This is a genomic window from Bradyrhizobium lupini, assembly GCF_040939785.1.
GTDB lineage: Bacteria > Pseudomonadota > Alphaproteobacteria > Rhizobiales > Xanthobacteraceae > Bradyrhizobium > Bradyrhizobium canariense_D.
On the sequence record NZ_CP162553.1, the window covers coordinates 564,298 to 577,865 of the forward strand.

13 protein-coding genes and 3 pseudogenes are annotated in these 13,568 nt (G+C 62.2%); 9 read left to right on the forward strand and 7 right to left on the reverse strand.

The genetic code is table 11. The annotated features are described in order from the left end of the window. Positions 1-35: 35 nt before the first annotated feature. Positions 36-932, reverse strand: a complete 897-nt coding sequence (locus AB3L03_RS03075) for a LysR family transcriptional regulator (protein WP_018459184.1) — start codon at positions 930-932, stop codon at positions 36-38. Between the two features lie 265 nt (positions 933-1,197). On the opposite strand from AB3L03_RS03075, the gene AB3L03_RS03080 reads away from it, so the two are divergent. The 5 genes from AB3L03_RS03080 to AB3L03_RS03100 all read left to right on the forward strand — a co-directional run bounded on the left by AB3L03_RS03080 (position 1,198) and on the right by AB3L03_RS03100 (position 4,506). Beyond that, positions 1,198-1,932, forward strand: a complete 735-nt coding sequence (locus AB3L03_RS03080) for an SDR family NAD(P)-dependent oxidoreductase (RefSeq protein ID WP_085352864.1) — start codon at positions 1,198-1,200, stop codon at positions 1,930-1,932. Between the two features lie 49 nt (positions 1,933-1,981). Further along, positions 1,982-2,734 (forward strand): SDR family NAD(P)-dependent oxidoreductase, encoded by a 753-nt coding sequence (locus AB3L03_RS03085; RefSeq protein WP_247455685.1) that lies wholly within the window; start codon positions 1,982-1,984, stop codon positions 2,732-2,734. A gap of 32 nt (positions 2,735-2,766) precedes the next feature. Then, positions 2,767-3,366: an NADPH-dependent F420 reductase gene (locus AB3L03_RS03090; protein ID WP_085352862.1), complete on the forward strand. Its 600-nt coding sequence runs from the start codon at positions 2,767-2,769 to the stop codon at positions 3,364-3,366. Between the two features lie 85 nt (positions 3,367-3,451). Continuing rightward, entirely contained in the window at positions 3,452-3,862 is a 411-nt protein-coding gene (locus tag AB3L03_RS03095) for a nuclear transport factor 2 family protein (RefSeq protein WP_085352861.1), read from the forward strand. 11 nt (positions 3,863-3,873) lie between these two features. Then, the gene (locus AB3L03_RS03100; protein ID WP_368508223.1) at positions 3,874-4,506 is read left to right on the forward strand and encodes a methyltransferase; all 633 of its coding nucleotides are present in this window, start codon (positions 3,874-3,876) and stop codon (positions 4,504-4,506) included. Between the two features lie 145 nt (positions 4,507-4,651). Here AB3L03_RS03100 and AB3L03_RS03105 read toward each other — a convergent pair whose 3' ends face one another. The 4 genes and pseudogenes from AB3L03_RS03105 to guaA form a co-directional block, all read right to left on the reverse strand. Further along, positions 4,652-5,035, reverse strand: a complete 384-nt coding sequence (locus tag AB3L03_RS03105) for a hypothetical protein (protein ID WP_368508224.1) — start codon at positions 5,033-5,035, stop codon at positions 4,652-4,654. Between the two features lie 59 nt (positions 5,036-5,094). Then, a pseudogene (locus tag AB3L03_RS03110) lies at positions 5,095-5,187 on the reverse strand (integrase); the annotation flags it as partial. 261 nt (positions 5,188-5,448) lie between these two features. After that, the gene (locus AB3L03_RS03115; protein WP_368508225.1) at positions 5,449-7,236 is read right to left on the reverse strand and encodes a DUF262 domain-containing protein; all 1,788 of its coding nucleotides are present in this window, start codon (positions 7,234-7,236) and stop codon (positions 5,449-5,451) included. 43 nt (positions 7,237-7,279) lie between these two features. Continuing rightward, entirely contained in the window at positions 7,280-8,878 is a 1,599-nt protein-coding gene (gene guaA / locus AB3L03_RS03120; protein ID WP_018459190.1) for a glutamine-hydrolyzing GMP synthase, read from the reverse strand. A 131-nt stretch (positions 8,879-9,009) separates the two neighbouring features. On the opposite strand from guaA, the pseudogene AB3L03_RS03125 reads away from it, so the two are divergent. After that, positions 9,010-9,382, forward strand: a pseudogene (locus AB3L03_RS03125) (nuclear transport factor 2 family protein). 41 nt (positions 9,383-9,423) lie between these two features. Here the strand turns inward: AB3L03_RS03125 and AB3L03_RS03130 are convergent. Next, positions 9,424-9,875 (reverse strand): annotated as a pseudogene (locus AB3L03_RS03130) (winged helix-turn-helix transcriptional regulator). 182 nt (positions 9,876-10,057) lie between these two features. Here AB3L03_RS03130 and AB3L03_RS03135 point away from each other — a divergent pair. The 3 genes from AB3L03_RS03135 to AB3L03_RS03145 all read left to right on the forward strand — a co-directional run bounded on the left by AB3L03_RS03135 (position 10,058) and on the right by AB3L03_RS03145 (position 12,136). Continuing rightward, entirely contained in the window at positions 10,058-11,242 is a 1,185-nt protein-coding gene (locus AB3L03_RS03135; protein WP_368509122.1) for an MFS transporter, read from the forward strand. Positions 11,243-11,334: 92 nt separating this feature from the next. Continuing rightward, a complete protein-coding gene (locus AB3L03_RS03140) occupies positions 11,335-11,667 on the forward strand; it encodes a DHCW motif cupin fold protein (protein ID WP_085362172.1) in 333 nt (110 codons plus the stop codon). 259 nt (positions 11,668-11,926) lie between these two features. Next, positions 11,927-12,136 carry a cold-shock protein gene (locus AB3L03_RS03145; RefSeq protein WP_007592195.1) on the forward strand — a complete coding sequence of 70 codons (210 nt, stop codon included), beginning with the start codon at positions 11,927-11,929 and terminating at the stop codon, positions 12,134-12,136. A gap of 133 nt (positions 12,137-12,269) precedes the next feature. On the opposite strand, the gene AB3L03_RS03150 is transcribed toward AB3L03_RS03145, so the two are convergent. Next, the gene (locus AB3L03_RS03150) at positions 12,270-13,568 is read right to left on the reverse strand and encodes an RsmB/NOP family class I SAM-dependent RNA methyltransferase (protein ID WP_368508226.1); all 1,299 of its coding nucleotides are present in this window, start codon (positions 13,566-13,568) and stop codon (positions 12,270-12,272) included.

Here is a 13,568-nt window from a genome sequence, read left to right on the forward strand (position 1 = left end):
CGAGGCCAAGCTTTCCGCCCACGACCCGCCCCGCGTCACTCGCGCGCCACCGACAGCCCCGCCAGCAGCGGCGCGTACGCGGCGAGCCTGCGTGATACGAACTCCGTGAACAGCCGCACGCGCTTGGTCTTGCGCGTCTCTCCCTGCGTGAGGAGCCAGACCGTTCCGTACATGTGCAGGTCGGTCCCCGGCACCCGCACCAGCAGCGGGTCGGCATCGCCGACGAAGCACGGCAGTGTCGTGATCCCCAGCCCTTGCCGGACAGCAGCGATCTGCGCTCCGGCGTCACTGGTCCTGAATGGAACGTCCGTGGTGCGAACCTCGCCCGCGCTGGCCCAATCCGGGATGCCGTGCATGCTGATGACGATCCAGCGGAAGGGATCCGGCGCGCCCGCACGCCACGCGGCCAGTCGATCCCTGGACATGTAGACGGCGCCGAACAGCTCCGGTCCCTTCATGCCATGAAGATTTTGCGGCAGGGTTTTGCGCTCGTAGACGACGCGGATCGCGACGTCGGCCTCACGGTTGGTCAGATTTGCCAGTTCGCCGAACGACAGGACATCCATCTCGATATCGGGATGCAGACGCGCGAAATCGGCGAAATCAGGCATCAGCAAATGTGTCGCCATCGGCGGCGCCAGCGTCACCCGCAGACGCCCGCGCACGCTCTGATCGCGCCCGAACACGCGCGTCTCCAGCTGGTGTGACGAGGCTTCCATCTGGTCGGCGAATTCGAGGACCTCCTCGCCCGCAGCCGTCAGCCGGTAGCCCGAAGGCAGCTTTTCGAACATCTGGACCCCAAGGCGTTCCTCGAGCTGGGCGATGCGTCGCAGCACGGTCGCGTGGTTCACGCCGAGGTGCTCGGCGGCCGCCCGCACCGAGCCTCCCCGCGCGACGGCTAGAAAATAGCGAACATCGTCCCAGTCGATCATGGTGCAATCCCGCACCGCGCGGTGCGCCTTTCAAGCCGTATCTGATGCCTCCTACAGCAGTATGGGCAGTGATCATAGCCGGTTCCGGCCAGCAGGGCCCTTTCTGAGCGACGGACACCGATCGTCGCCGTCGGCGTTAGTCGTCCGGCCGGATCGATTTCGCACCACCGATGTGCGCGCTTCCGCACTCAACGCTTAGGGCCGGCGGACCTATGTCGGGGTCCTCGGGGGCAGATGCTGCCCCGACACCACGACAGGAGACATTATGGGAAAGCTTGACGGCAAGGTTGCAGTCATCACGGGTGGCGCGACCGGCATCGGCCGCGCCGCGGCAAAGCGCTTCATCGAGGATGGCGCTTTCGTCTTCATCTTCGGCCGCCGACAGCAAGCCCTCGACGCTGCTGTCGCCGCCCTCGGGCCCAATGCCCGCGCGGTGAAGGGCTCGGTCTCGGATGAAGCCGACCTCGACCGCCTCTACGCGGCGGTGAAGGCCGAGCGCGGAACCCTCGACATCGTCTTCGCCAATGCCGGCGCGGGAAGTCAGCTTGCGCTCGGCAAGATCACCGCCGCGCACATCGATGAGGCCTTCGACACCAATGTGAAGGGTACGATTTTCACGGTGCAGAAGGCGCTGCCGCTGATGCGCCGGGGCGGTTCGATCATCCTGACGGGATCGAGCGCCGGCACGACGGGCGCCCCGGCCATGAGCGCCTACAGCGCGAGCAAGGCGGCCGTGCGAAACCTCGCGCGGACCTGGGCGGAGGACCTGAAAGGCAGCGGCATCCGGGTCAACGTGCTGTCGCCCGGAGCGACCGCGACCGAACTCGCGAAGGAAGCGCTGGGCGAAGAGGGACAGAAGGTGTTCGCCGCGATGACTCCGCTGCAGCGCATGGCCGATCCGGCGGAGATCGGGGCGGTGGCTGCCTTTCTCGCCTCCTCGGACAGCAGCTTCATGACCGCCAGCGAAGTCGCCGTCGACGGCGGCCTGGCGCAACTCTGATCCCGGCGCGGTCCCGCGCCTGGCCCACACACAATGAAAGATAAACATCATGAAAAAACTAGAAGGCAAGATCGCCGTCATCACCGGCGGCAGCAGCGGCATTGGATTGGCCACGGCCAAGCGCTTCGTGGACGAAGGTGCGCACGTGGTGATCACCGGGCGACGCGAGAAAGAGCTGAAGGAGGCCGCAGCCTTCATCGAGAGAAACGTGACGACGGTCGTGAGCGACGTGTCGCGCCTGGAAGATCTGGACCGGCTCTATGCCGTCGTGAAGGAGAAACATGGTCACATCGACATTCTCTTCGCGAACGCAGGCGCGGGGACAATCGCGCCGCTCGCGCTAGCGACCAAGGCCCATTTCGACCAGACCTTCGATGTGAACGTGAAAGGCCTGTTCTTTACGGTGCAGAAAGCCCTCCCCCTCTTTAAGGACGGCGGTTCGATCATCCTGAACTCTTCGGTGTCGAACGTGAAGGGGTTGCCGGGGTTCAGCGTCTACGCCGCGAGCAAGGCGGCGGTGCGCAGCTTCTCGCGCGCTTGGACGCTGGAGCTGAAGGACCGCAAAATCCGCGTCAATACGATGAGCCCCGGGCCAACGGAGACTCCCGCCCTGGAGACGACGACGGGCTTGACCCGCGAGCAAGCCGAGCAAGCGGCCAGCCAATTTGCTTCACAGGTCCCGATGGGTCGCAGGGGCAAGCCGGAGGAAATCGCGGCTGCCGTCACGTTCCTCGCCTCCGATGAAAGTTCTTACATCACCGGCGTGGATCTCGCCGTCGATGGCGGCATGGCCCAGGTCTGACCGCGCCATCGACACAAATTCGGAGAAACATCATGAGCTACGCAATCATCGGCTTCGGCCCTATCGGCCAAGCCCTGGCCAGCGCGTTTGCCCGCAACGGCATCGAAGTCTCCGTTGCAACCACGCGCGACCCGGAAAGCTTTACATCCGCCGCGGCCGTGATCGGACCCTCGATCATTCCCAAAAAGCTGGCGGACGCCGTCAAGGCGGACATCGTCTTTTTGGCGGTCCGTTTCGAGTCGCACCAGGATGTCGCGAAAGCGCTGCCCACCTGGCAGGGCAAGACGATCGTCGATGTGACCAACGCCTACGGCGTGCCGCCTGAGAGACTGGGGGGACAACCTTCGTCCAAGGCCCTCGCGCAAGCCTTCACCGGCGGTCGACTGGTCAAGGGCTTCAACCATTTGGGTGCTGCCGTCCTTGCCCAGGATCCGGCCCTCCATGGTGGCAGGAGAGTCGTGTTCCTGGCGAGCGACGATCACGACGCCACAGTGGAGATTGGCACGCTTGCGGAAACTCTCGGCTTCGCGCCGATCAAGCTTGGCGGGCTTTCGGAAGGCGGACTGCTCCTGCAGGCGCGTGGAAACAGCTGGGGTCAACTGATCTTCAAGGATCTGGTCAAGTTCGACTGACGAACACGAGGTTCCCACCCTGGGGGATACGACACACGGGATCGGATCGCGCGCGATCCGATCCGAGTGACATGGAGAAATGACTATGAGCACCGACAAGAACATCCAGACCGTGAAGGACTTCTTCGCCGCGATCGGCCGCGGCGACAGCGAGGCTCTGCTGGCGCTGGTCAGCGAGGACATCGAGTGGATCATCCCCGGCGAGGACTGGCCGCTGGCCGGAACGCATCGCGGGCACGACGGGGTGGCGGATTTGCTCGAGACGGCATCCAAGTCGATCGAAACGTCCACCGAACCCCGCGAGTTCGTGGCGCAAGGAGACCGGGTCCTGGTCGTCGGATTCGCAAAGGGAAAGATCAAAGCCACGAACAAGACGTTTAGGGACGACTGGGTCTTCGCCATCGCCGTTCGCAACGGCAAACTGACGAACATCCGGGAGTACGTCGACACGCAGGCACTGGCACGAGCCGCGCGCGTGTCGAATGCCCAAGCCTAAAGGAAATCCAGATGTACGACCAATCCAAGCTGTCCGAGTTGATCCGGTTCGCACGTATCGATGCGGGCGCCACCGTGATCGACGTTTACCCAGGCGACGGCGACTGGACCCGTGTCTTCTCCGAGATCGTGGGACCCGAAGGACGGGTTGACAGCTTCGTGCCGGCCGAAGTCGCGCACTTCAAGAACGATCCGCTCGGCCTTATGCGGAGGCTTGCGAAGGAGCCGGGCCGAGACAACGTCGAAGCCGTGTCAGCGGACCTCGTGGCGATGCCGCAGGTCACTCGACCAGCGGATGTCCTGTGGCTGCACCTGTTCTATCACGACCTCCACACCGCGCTGATCCAGGCCAGGGGCGCGACGGCGGCCGACTTCAATCGCGCCGTCTACGAGCGGCTGAAGCCCGGCGGGTCCTACGTCATCGTAGACCACGCCGCCGCCCTCGGGGCGGGCACGAGCGAGGCCCAATCGCTGCATCGGATCGAGCCTGCCTCCGTTCGCGCGGAGGTGGAGGCGGCCGGCTTCGTCCTGGACGCCGAAAGCACCCTGCTCGCGAACAAGGACGATCCGCACACGATCAAGGCGTCCGATCCCGCGATCAAGGGCAAGACCGACCGCTTCGCCTATCGATTCGTGAAGCCGTGACAGAGATCGTAGGCGGATTAGCGAGGCGTAATCCGCCATCTTGCGCGCCACTCGGCGAGAGAGGGCGGATGACGCCTTGCGGCTAATCCGCCCTACGCATCCGCCGCGGGTCAGTTGCAGGTCTTGAGCTTTCGGTGCAGCCGGATCACTTTTTAGGCGTGCCGGCAGATGGCAGCTCTGTCGAGCCACCGATTTTGTTCGAGACCACGTAGACGTCGACGCCGCTCATGGAGCATTCCTCGCTCGATGCCTGGTTTTTCGTGATGACCTCGATCGTCTTGCCATCCCTGGTGTGAAAGGTGATGTCGTAAATTTGCTGGTAGAGGTCCTTGCCGATCTTTTCGGATGCGAGACGAACGGCCTTGGTCTGCGCCTCGATCACCGATGGGATATCAATCAGGCCGGCGTTCTTGAGGTGCACGAGGGCCATGTTAGTGGGCCAACTCGCGCAGTCCGGAGACTTCGCCAGAGCCACCGCAGCCGGCATGGCAAATATTGCGGCCATCACCACTTTCAACGCGGCGCGCATCAATGCACCACCTTGATGGTGTGGTCGCCACTTTCACAGACCTGCTTGCGCCCATTGATGGGCAGGACGGCAACGTACATGCCGTCGAGGTCGCCGAGCTTGTAAAGCTTCTTGCCAGGCTTGAGCTTCTGAAGTCCCGTATCGGTCAACAAGGTATTCTCCGTTCAAGGGCAAGACCGATCGCTTCGCCTATCGCTTCGTAAAGCCGTGACCTACGGCCCTCACAAGCGTCCTACCTGAAGCATGGATCTATGCACTTCACCGGGATCCGACACTCCGGTCGAATTCCTAAACCGTTCATTCATTGATCGAACCCGGTGCTTTGATTGGCACGACTAGGCGCGGTGTAAGCTGGACGGTGCATCGACCACCAATTCCACATGCGGGGACGACAGCTTCGTCACTGTCGTTGATCATCCTGCGCTCGATCCAAATCGCAGAGCGATGCCCGCAACTTGCTTGGATGTCGTGGCGCGCTCTGTCGAATCCCCATTGCGCCAATAAACTTCATCGTCGACGTACGACAGCTCCTTTTGCGGCGGTACAGAAATCGCAATTAAACCCAAGCCGTAAAAGGAATTGAAATCCATATTCGAGAGCACGTCATCACGAAGCACAGGCGATAGACCAGATTTCTTGATTCCATCCTTCCATTTCGCGAAGTATTTTTCGACGGAAATACCAAGGCGATCGGCCTCTCTATTCACACCGACAACGAACCTCTTGCCGATCTTCTTGGCATCGATACCATCAATTTTCTTAATGCGATCTGCATCGGCTTTCTTGTCTGTAACGCCGATTGATATTTTTCCTGTGCTCTTCGGGCCAATGTTTGCGACCGCACAAATGGTCTTGACGACTTTGGCGATCATCTTAGGATCTTCCGCGCCATTGGGCTCCAAAACCAACAGCCCCTGCTTCAACTCATAATTTGCCAGTTCGATTTCGGAACGACGAATGACACTCTCGATGTCGACTGCCGTATGATTGGAATAGATTTCTTCCGCCAACTTTGTCCCCTTCACAAAGTTGGAGCCAATGATCCCCTTGACGGCATTGACGTTCTTGCGCCGTTCTTCTGGAGCAGTAGCCTTCCGACCCGCCTCTATTCGACTTGAGATATTCTCTAGTGCTTTTTGGAGCCCTTCGTAGTCCGCGACTTTTTTACCTTCTCCAACAATCAGCTCATGAAATGCAATCAGGAGAACCGCAAAGATCGAAGGAAACGCATTGGTGTTTGTCTTCGGAAAGATTAGACTACGGAGCTTAACAGGTTGACCGGCGTTGCAGACCTTCAACACCTCACCAATGCAAAATTTGATCTCATCAGTGACTTTGTTGGCCCCGTAGACCTCCAAGGCGCTTAGGATCCTATCGGACTCACTCGCTCCCTTGACGTAGATCTCATCGAGTGCATCCTTCGATCTTTCGATGGGCTCACCGCCAACAATGCATGCAACGATATCAGCAATATACTGTTCGTCGAGACTGTCTCTCAGGTCGGTGGATCTGAGAACTCCCTGGTTAACCCAAAAGACTTCGTCTGCCTTAACTTCATAGCCGTGATTGGACATCGGTAGATCGATGCTGATGGATGGCATCGATTCAAGGGGCAGGATATCGAGAGAAACATCCCCCCGAAGAAGGCTTGCGAGGTTCCGAACGGTCGAAGAAAACTCGTTCTGGACTCCTGCCTGCCTTCGCTCTTGATCGCTCAGGCGATGCCCATATGTGTTAATTCGATCGAAAACGTCGTTGATCTCGCCGTCAGACGCATTCCTCATCACAGACATAGCCAGAGAATAATCGAGCAGAGTAGAAACTTCCTTAGCCCCGACCAGCGCTACGTCCTTAGCCTTAGAAAAACGCCCCTCGTCCGCAGCAGCTTTTGCTGTCGGAAAAAGATCAACGTGGAAATATCTCCCGTCCATGAGAGGAAAGGCGTTCTCAATGAACGATACGATCGAGTGGAGCCTTTGCAGCCCATCGATAATTTCGTACGTCGCCGGCCCGCCATCACGCTCAGCGAGCAAGATCGCTGGCACCGGATATTTTTTCAAGAATGACTCGATTAGCTTTTGCTTTTCCTCCAGCGTCCACACGAGTTTTCGCTGGTAGCGCCGGTTTACTAAAAGCTTGCCCTCACGGTACCAGCTATAGATGGTCTGGACAGATGTAGGCTGAGACGCCAAGTCGGCCATGAGATTTCCCGATCCTTGAATACCTAGAGCTTGCTGCAGCCCCCTACTCCCACTCAATCGTCCCAGGCGGCTTGCTGGTCACGTCATACACCACCCGGTTCACGCCCTTCACCTCGTTGATGATGCGCGTCGCGGTCTCGCCCAAGAACTTCATGTCGAACTGGTAGAAGTCCGCGGTCATGCCGTCGGTGGAGGTGACGGCGCGCAGGCCGACGACGAAGTCGTAGGTGCGGCCGTCGCCCATGACGCCCACGGTCTTCACAGGAAGCAGCACGGCAAAGGCCTGCCAGATGTCGTCGTAGAGACCGTGCTTCCTGATCTGGTCGATGTAGACCGCGTCCGCCTTGCGCAGGATCTCGAGCTTGTCGCGGGTGATCTCGCCGGGGCAGCGGATGGCGAGACCGGGGCCCGGGAACGGGTGGCGGCCGACGAAGATTTCGGGCAGGCCGAGCTCGCGGCCGAGCTTGCGCACCTCGTCCTTGAACAGCTCGCGCAGGGGCTCGACCAGCTTCATGTTCATGCGCTCGGGGAGACCGCCGACATTGTGGTGCGACTTGATCGTCACCGACGGGCCGCCGGTGAAGGAGACGCTCTCGATCACGTCAGGATAGAGCGTGCCTTGCGCCAGGAAGTCAGCGCCGCCGATCTTCTTGGCCTCCGCCTCGAACACCTCGATGAAGAGGCGACCGATGGTCTTGCGCTTCACTTCCGGGTCGGTGACGCCTTCGAGCTCGCCCAAAAACTGCTTCGAGGCATCCACGTGCACGAGCGGGATGTTGTAGTGGTGGCGGAACAGGTCGACCACGGTCTTGGCTTCGTCAAGGCGCAGCATGCCGTGATCGACGAACACGCAGGTGAGCTGCTCGCCGATGGCTTCGTGGATCAGCACGGCCGCGACGGCGGAATCGACTCCGCCGGACAGGCCGCAGAGCACCCTGCCCTTGCCGACCTGGGTGCGGATCTTCGCGATCTCCTCCTCGCGGAAGGCGCGCATGGTCCAGTCGCCGGAAAGGCCCGCGATCTTGCGAACGAAATTGCGGATCAGTTTGGCGCCGTCGGGCGTGTGCACCACTTCCGGGTGGAACATCAGGCCGTAATATTTGCGCGTCTCGTCCTGGATGATGGCGAACGGCGCGTTCGGCGAGGTGCCGGCCACCGAGAAGCCCGGCGGCATCTTGGTGATGCGGTCGCCATGGCTCATCCAGACCTGGTTCTTGCCGCCTGGTAACCAGACGTCCTCGAACAGCTTGCTCGGCGCCTTCACCTCGACATCGGCGCGGCCGAATTCGCGGTGATGGCCACCCTCGACAGTGCCGCCGAGCTGCTCTGCCATCGCCATCTGGCCGTAGCAGATGCCCATCACGGGCACGCCGGAATCGAAGATCGCTTGCGGCGCGCGGGGCGAGCCCGCCTCATGCACCGATTCAGGGCCGCCGGAGAGAATCACCGCCTTCGGCTTCATCTCGTTGAAGGCTTGTTCGGCCTTGTTGAACGGGACGATCTCGCAATAGACGCCGTCCTCGCGCACGCGACGCGCAATGAGCTGCGTCACCTGGCTGCCGAAGTCGACGATGAGAATCTTGTCATGCGCCGAGGCCACGGAGGGCGTCGACGCGGAGCGGTCGGTCTGTGCTGCTGTCATGGCAAGCAGATACGCGACGGGGGCTTTTCCCGCAACCGCGCGGGCCGCGCGCCCACATTCTTCTTTGGGGTATGGACAAATCGATATAGGTAAGTATTATTGACCTATATGGCCCGATCAGGGAGAACGCCATGCCAAACCATCATCAGCCCTCATCGCTTGCAGAGCTCGGCCGCACCTGGGTCGAGGCCTGGAACGCGCGCGACCTCGAACGCGTGCTCACGCTCTATGACGAGGACGCCGTGATGACCTCGGACCGCATCCCCATGTTGGGGTTCGATGAAAGCGGTACCGTGCGCGGCAAGGATGCGTTACGCGCCTATTGGGGCAAGGCGCTCGCGCTGTTGCCGAACCTGCATTTCTCGCTGATCGAATTGTTCGTCAGCCCTGATAGCGTGGTGGTGTTCTACGAGAACGAGCGGGGAAAGCGGATCTGCGAATATCTGCTGGTTGAACGCGGCCGGAAAGATCGTGCAGGGATCGGCGAATCATCCGGTGCCCTGAGTCGCGCTTCTAGCTCGAGGACGCACCAAGGCCGACGCGAATCAGCGCTTGCGCAGACCGGCCTTTCTCACCCTGGTATCGGACCATGCCAGCGGACGGCCGGCCCGCGACGGAAGCACGAGCTTCCCGACCGGCTGGCCCGTCTCGTCCACCAGGTCCGAATGGACTTCGCCGCGCGCGTAGAGATCGCTTCGCCCCATTGGCGCAAGCTGACCACGACTGGAAACAGCTCGCGCCCCCTCTTGGTCAGCGCATATTCCCGATAGGCGCTGCCGTCGGAGGCCGGAATCAGTTCGAGCACGCCAAGCTCCACCAGCCTGTGCAGCCGCGCAGTGAGCATGCCCTTGGCGATGCCGAGGTTCTTCTGGAAATCGCCAAATCGACGCAGCCCGTCGAAGGCATCGCGCACGATCAGAAGCGACCAAATGTCCCCAACTGCGTCCAGTGCACGCGCCACCGGGCAGTCAGCCTCGGCAAAACCGGTCCGCTTCATTCGCCGCCCTCCAAATTGGTCTTAAAATAGGACTGGACAGCGCGGTGTGCAACTGGTCTTATTTTAAGACTAGATAGAACGTGCCGGAGACGACAATGACAATCCACGATGCCGCCACAGCCGGACCGACCAACGCCGACGAAAAGGCCGACGACACCGCCGGGCGCGGGCTCTCGCGCGGGATGGCGATGCTGCTGGCGCTGACCTGCGGCCTGAGCGTCGCCAATATCTACTTCGCGCAGCCGCTGCTCGATGCCATGGCGCGCGATCTCGGCATCGACCCCGCCGCGATCGGGATGGTGGTGACCTTTACCCAGATCGGCTACGCGTTCGGCTTGATCCTAATCGTGCCGCTCGGCGACCTCTGGGATCGCCGCCGCCTGATCGTCGGCCAGACCGTGCTGTCGGCGATCGGCCTCGTCATCGTCGGCACGGCGGCGCATGCCGCCGTGCTGCTTGTGGGAATGGCGCTAGTCGGCATGCTCGCCGTCGTCGTCCAGGTCCTCGTCGCCTTTGCCGCGACGCTGGCCAGACCGGACGGGCGCGGCCGCGCGATCGGCACCGTCACGAGCGGCGTCGTCGCCGGCATCCTGCTGGCGCGGTTCGCCTCGGGCGCGCTGGCCGATTTCGGCGGCTGGCGAATGGTCTACCTGGTCTCGGCCGGCCTCATGCTGGCCATGGCGGCGCTGCTCCTGCGCGTGCTGCCGCGCGGCCGGCAGTCGGCGCTGGCCCGATCCTCTTATCTGTCGCTGTTGCGCTCAACCGCCTCGCTGTTTGTCGAGGAGCCGATACTGCGCGAGCGCGCGTTGTTTGCGTTTCTGATCTTCGCCAATCTCAACGTGTTCTGGACGTCGATCGTGCTGCCGCTCTCGGCGCCTCCCTTCGCGCTGTCGCATACCACCATCGGATTGCTCGGCGTCGCCGGGTTCGCCGGAGCGCTCGCGGCGCGCAATGCCGGGCGGCTTGCCGATCTCGGATGGGCCCAGCGGACCACCGGGCTGTCACTGCTGCTGATGCTGGGTGCCTGGGCTCCGATCGCCTGCCTGCAAAGCTCGCTCTGGCTGGTCGTCGCCGGCGTGATCGTGCTGGATCTGGGACTCCAGGCCGTGCACGTGACGAGCCAGAGCCTGATCATCGCCGTGTGGCCCGATGCGGCGAGCCGACTGGTGGGCGGTTACATGGTGTTCTACTCGGTCGGAAGCGCGATTGGCGCGATCGCGTCGACGATGGTGTACGCGATGGCCGGCTGGTCCGGCGTCTGCGTGCTCGGCGCGGGAATCAGTGCCGCCGCGCTGCTGGTCTGGGTCATCATCGCAAGCAGGATGCCGGTGACGGCAGATTGCGCGCTGATGCATGGGCAAAAATAAGGGCCGAAAACAATAAGAACTGTAAAAATGAGGACTACCGCGAAAGCATCCGATAGTAACGGCACTGCCGTCGCCGCCTCAGGATCACCATCATGAAGCTCCCCACCTCCCCTTTCACCGTCACCGACTGGAGCAAGGTCGAGCCGACCGTCCATCCCGGCGAGACCGGGCAAGCCAAGTGGCGTACGCTCGACATCGGCGATCTCCGGGTGCGGATGGTCGAATATTCGCCGGGCTATCTCGCCGACCATTGGTGCGACCGCGGCCACGTGCTGTACGTGCTGCAGGGCGAGCTCGACAGCGAGCTGCGCGACGGCCGCAAGTTCAAGCTCACGGCGGGGATGAGCTACCAGGTCTCGGATTTCGGCGATGCAGCGCACCGATCCTCGACGACGACGGGGGCGACGCTGTTTATCGTCGATTGAGGCGCCCCGGAAGGGTTAATTTGCACCGCAAAATAGCAAAATTCGGCGACATCCCGAGCGGCGGGTGGTGCCTTGAAGTGGCCCCAAAATCTCGCTATATTGTGATCATCGATACTTGGCCGAACGACTGGGCCGCTTCGCTTCGTTGCTGACGGGCGCGCACGCTTCAGATGATTTCTCCAACATCGACTGATCAGGACTATGGGCGCAATAGTGCGTACCGGTCCGCGTGTTAACTTCTTAAGCAAAGGAAATTCCCATGGCTATGGGCACCGTGAAGTGGTTCAACAATCAAAAGGGTTTTGGTTTCATTCAGCCGGATGACGGCGACAAGGACGTGTTCGTGCACATCAGCGCCGTCGAGCGCGCTGGCCTCTCGACCCTCAACGAAGGTCAGAAGGTCTCGTTCGACATCGTCGCCGATCGTCGCAGCGGCAAGTCCTCGGCTGACAATCTCCGCGTCGGCTAAAGCCCGCGCACCGTTCTGACCACGGACGTACCGGCAGAACGTCGAGTTAGAAAACCCCGCGACCGGGTTCCGGTTCGCGGGGTTCTTGTTTGGTGTGACAGGCGTCGCGTCATCCGCGATGTCGTGGGGTGGGCTATGCCTTCTTCAAGACCGAGACGAAGAACCCGTCCGTCCCCGTCCGCCGCGGCGTCATCAGCCAGCCTTCCGGCGATTGCAGCGCGGCTTGCGCAAACTCCTCGGCCTTGTCCCAGAGCACGCTCGCGGTCTGCTCGGGCGGCACCACAGCGAACTCGGGATGGCGGGCGGTGAACGCCCTCACCTGGTCGCCGTTCTCCTCTGAGAGCACCGAGCAGGTGATGTAGGCAATGCGGCCGCCGGCCTTGAGCAGCGGAACCGCGCGATCGAGCACCGCGGTCTGGTCCCGCAAGCGGATCTCCAACGCGCCCGGACGCATGCGCCATTTGGCATCGGGATTGCGGCGCCAGGTTCCGGTTCCCGTGCAGGGCGCGTCGATCACGACGAGGTCGGCGGTCGCGCTGATCTCCGCCAGCGGATCGGCCTCGCCCTTGGGCGTGCGCACATCGGCATTGTGGACGCCGGCGCGCGACAGGCGTTCGTGAATGGGCGCAAGTTGCCGCTTGTCGCTGTCGGTCGCGATCAGCCGGCCCTTGCCCTGCATCATCGCGGCGAGCGCCAGCGTCTTGCCGCCGGCCCCCGCACAGAGATCGATCACCTGCTCGCCAGGTTTTGCCGCGGTCAAGGCAGCCGCAAGCTGTGACCCCTCATCCTGCACTTCAATGGCACCCTTGATAAAATCCTCTTCGGCCTGGATACCGGGGTTGCGCGCATCGGCCGAAAGCTCGATGCGCAGGCCGGTTGCGGACCAACGCGTCGGTTTCGCATGAAGGTGAGCAAGCGCCCCCAGCGTCTTGTCGCGATTGGATTTTAACGTGTTGACGCGCAGGTCGAGCGGCGCCCGGCTCGCCATCGCGGCCGCCTCCGCGACGCGTTCGTCGCCGAACGCTTTTGCCAAATACGGATCCAGCCATTCCGGATAGTCACCGGCGATCGCGGCCGGGGCACCTTCAAGCGACCGCGAGGCGAGCGCGGCCTGCTCGGCCTCGGTCAACGGCGCGGGGGCAAAGCGGCTGCCGTCGAACAGCGCGGCCATGGTCGCCGCGTCCATGTTGCACTCGAGGCGGAGCATGCCGATCAGCCGAGCACGCGCGGTGTCCGAATCCATCAGGTAGGCGCTCGAAGCATAGCGGCGCAGCACGTCCCAGACGAGGCCGGCAATGGCGGCGCGGTCGCCGGATCCGGCGAAGCGGTGCGCGGTGCCCCACTCCTTCAGCGCCTTGGCCGCGGGCACGCGGTCCTTCTCGATGGTGTCGATCAGTTCGATGGCTGCGGACAGCCGGGCAGCGGGAGTCAT

Bases quoted from the DNA above. Each gene is read 5' to 3' on its own strand.
- AB3L03_RS03150 (WP_368508226.1), bottom strand. From the start codon at position 13,568: ATGACTCCCGCTGCCCGGCTGTCCGCAGCCATCGAACTGATCGACACC.
- AB3L03_RS03105 (WP_368508224.1), bottom strand. From the start codon at position 5,035: ATGCGCGCCGCGTTGAAAGTGGTGATGGCCGCAATATTTGCCATGCCG.
- AB3L03_RS03140 (WP_085362172.1), top strand. From the start codon at position 11,335: ATGAAGCTCCCCACCTCCCCTTTCACCGTCACCGACTGGAGCAAGGTC.
- AB3L03_RS03145 (WP_007592195.1), top strand. From the start codon at position 11,927: ATGGCTATGGGCACCGTGAAGTGGTTCAACAATCAAAAGGGTTTTGGT.
- AB3L03_RS03080 (WP_085352864.1), top strand. From the start codon at position 1,198: ATGGGAAAGCTTGACGGCAAGGTTGCAGTCATCACGGGTGGCGCGACC.
- AB3L03_RS03090 (WP_085352862.1), top strand. From the start codon at position 2,767: ATGAGCTACGCAATCATCGGCTTCGGCCCTATCGGCCAAGCCCTGGCC.
- AB3L03_RS03115 (WP_368508225.1), bottom strand. From the start codon at position 7,236: ATGGCCGACTTGGCGTCTCAGCCTACATCTGTCCAGACCATCTATAGC.
- AB3L03_RS03100 (WP_368508223.1), top strand. From the start codon at position 3,874: ATGTACGACCAATCCAAGCTGTCCGAGTTGATCCGGTTCGCACGTATC.
- AB3L03_RS03095 (WP_085352861.1), top strand. From the start codon at position 3,452: ATGAGCACCGACAAGAACATCCAGACCGTGAAGGACTTCTTCGCCGCG.
- guaA (WP_018459190.1), bottom strand. From the start codon at position 8,878: ATGACAGCAGCACAGACCGACCGCTCCGCGTCGACGCCCTCCGTGGCC.
- AB3L03_RS03135 (WP_368509122.1), top strand. From the start codon at position 10,058: ATGGCGATGCTGCTGGCGCTGACCTGCGGCCTGAGCGTCGCCAATATC.
- AB3L03_RS03075 (WP_018459184.1), bottom strand. From the start codon at position 932: ATGATCGACTGGGACGATGTTCGCTATTTTCTAGCCGTCGCGCGGGGA.
- AB3L03_RS03085 (WP_247455685.1), top strand. From the start codon at position 1,982: ATGAAAAAACTAGAAGGCAAGATCGCCGTCATCACCGGCGGCAGCAGC.